The organism is Methylophaga sp. UBA4204 (assembly GCF_002379485.1).
GTDB lineage: Bacteria > Pseudomonadota > Gammaproteobacteria > Nitrosococcales > Methylophagaceae > Methylophaga.
In genome coordinates, this window is sequence record NZ_DFTU01000002.1 from 2,114 (window position 1) to 3,632 (window position 1,519).

Annotated in this window: 2 protein-coding genes and 1 pseudogene; 2 read left to right on the forward strand and 1 reads right to left on the reverse strand. The window is 43.3% G+C overall.

Going from position 1 to position 1,519, the window contains the following annotated elements; all coding sequences use genetic code 11:
• Positions 1 to 176 (reverse strand): annotated as a pseudogene (locus B3182_RS00305) (DEAD/DEAH box helicase); the annotation flags it as partial.
• 184 nt (positions 177 to 360) lie between these two features.
• Here B3182_RS00305 and B3182_RS00310 point away from each other — a divergent pair.
• Both B3182_RS00310 and B3182_RS00315 read left to right on the forward strand, forming a co-directional pair.
• Positions 361 to 1,179 carry a formate/nitrite transporter family protein gene (locus tag B3182_RS00310; protein ID WP_292357875.1) on the forward strand — a complete coding sequence of 273 codons (819 nt, stop codon included), beginning with the start codon at positions 361 to 363 and terminating at the stop codon, positions 1,177 to 1,179.
• Between the two features lie 12 nt (positions 1,180 to 1,191).
• Positions 1,192 to 1,401, forward strand: coding sequence for a dodecin (locus tag B3182_RS00315; protein ID WP_292357877.1), 210 nt, complete (start codon positions 1,192 to 1,194; stop codon positions 1,399 to 1,401).
• Positions 1,402 to 1,519 lie beyond the last annotated feature (118 nt).

Genomic DNA, 1,519 nt, shown 5'->3' on the forward strand with positions numbered 1-1,519 from the left:
CCGGTACCGGTTTGGGCCTGACCAAGTAAATCTCTACCAGCAAGTAAAGGTGGAATACTTTGCGCCTGAATTGGCGAAGGTGTTTCATAACCGGCTTGTTGTACAGCTTGTAAAATTGGAGCAGCTAACCCTAACTCAGCGAATGAGGGTGTTGAATCGTTTTCTGGTGTGGACATTGAATAACCTGTGATGGGCAGCTTTGGAAACAAAGCTGTAAAAGTGACATTTGCGAGCATGCAATTATACGTGCCCACTCAATGAAAAGATAGCAAAATCATTCATTTATTTCGATGGGCATGGTGCTGTAAGCACATGTATGTGATTATCATCTAACTTGTTTTTCATAATTGGGAAAATATCATGGATCCATTTTCAGTTGATGCTTATACCCCGGCAGAAATTGCTCGTCGTCTGGAAAAAATCAGTATGAGCAAATGTACTGTGGATCCATTAAGAGTTTTTGCTCTCTCATTATTAGCTGGAGCGTTTATCGCGCTGGGAGCGGCATTCTTTACACTGGTGACCTTTGACGTTGGCAATATGCCTGCTGGAATTATGCGACTAATTGGCGGATTGGCATTTTGCCTGGGATTGATTCTGGTGGTGGTTGCCGGGGCAGAATTATTTACCGGTAACAACTTATTGGTGATGGCCTGTATCGATGGCCTGATTAGTTTTAGGCAACTGATTCAGAATTGGGCAATTGTTTATATTGGCAATTTTATGGGGGCAATGGGCATTTTATTGTTGATGTATTTAAGTGGCTTATGGTGGCAGGGCGATGGGGCTCTTGGCCATAAAGTGGTGGCGATTGCTGACAGTAAAGTGAATCTGAGCTGGATTGAGGCGTTCACTCGTGGTGTATTGTGCAATATCCTTGTATGTCTAGCCGTCTGGTTGTGTATGGCGGGGCGCAGTGTGACTGATAAAGTGCTGGCAGTAATTTTTCCTATTACCGCCTTTGTCGCTCTTGGATTTGAACACTCTGTTGCTAATATGTTTTTTATTCCGGCTGGGTTACTGGCAGAAACACAAGCAGAAACCTCACTCGTCATCTCAGAACAGTTAACGATTGGTGGTTTTTTCTGGCATAACTTGATCCCGGTGACATTGGGCAATATGCTGGGAGGCAGTATCTTTGTCGGCCTGTTTTACTGGTTTATCTATTTACGCAAATAACAAGGAATTATTATGACTGAACATGTTTATAAACATATTGAAATCACTGGCAGCTCTGCTGAAAGTTCAGATAAAGCCATTGAGAACGCGATTGCAAAAGCTGCTGAGACCGTTAAAAACCTGCATTGGTTTGAAGTAACGGACACTCGCGGTTATATCGAAAACGGCGGAGTCCGTTACTGGCAGGTCACTATCAAAATCGGTTTTCGTATCGAAGGCTAAAAACAGGCCTCCAATACTACTTATTGAGCTTGGTAAACTTGGCGCCTTCGAGCGTCAAGTTATACATCAACCCTTTGTTACTGAAGACAAAGCCAACAATCGGATCTTTGATATCAGT